Below are 540 nucleotides of genomic sequence, written 5' to 3'. Positions count from 1 at the left end.
CGTCACCCGCGACGTGTCGTTGCGAACCGTTTCGGTCACGTCCGACAGCGCGTGGGTGGCCCGAATCCCTAAGTCGAGGAGGCCGGAATCCAGGGCCGCGCGCAAGTCACTCACGGCATCCCCCGCGAAAGAGACGAGGCGCTCCACGAGGTGCGGGGTTAGCGAGTCCTGCAATCCCTTGGCCAACGTGACCAATTGCATCAGCGCATCCCAGGTCCCATCCTGTTGCCAAGCCCCGAGTTGGCGGATCATCGCGGCGAGGTCGGCCCCGTGATCTTCGACCGCCCGCACCGTCTCTGCCACCCCCGGCCCCGCTTCCCCGGCCATTTGGCCGAGCCCCACCGCCAGGTGACCCAATCGTTCCGCCAGATGCGGAGTGGCGCTGTCGCGCAGGGCTGACACCAACGACACCATCTCCGTGAGCGCGTTCCAGGTCCCGTTGTGCTGCCAGTCCCCCAGCTGCCGGATCATCGCGGCGAGGTCGGCCCCGTGATCTTCGACCGCCCGCACCGTCTCTGCCACCCCCGGCCCCGCTTCCCC

Annotated in this window: 1 pseudogene; it reads right to left on the bottom strand. The window is 68.5% G+C overall.

The features are described from left to right. A pseudogene (locus HIJ39_RS23375) lies at positions 1–522 on the bottom strand (DUF1641 domain-containing protein); the annotation flags it as partial. Between the last annotated feature and the right edge of the window lie 18 nt (positions 523–540).

It is taken from the genome of Sulfobacillus harzensis, assembly GCF_012933365.1.
In the GTDB taxonomy this organism is placed as follows: Bacteria; Bacillota; Sulfobacillia; order Sulfobacillales; family Sulfobacillaceae; genus Sulfobacillus_B; species Sulfobacillus_B harzensis.
This window is presented reverse-complemented; position numbering and strand designations above follow the sequence as displayed.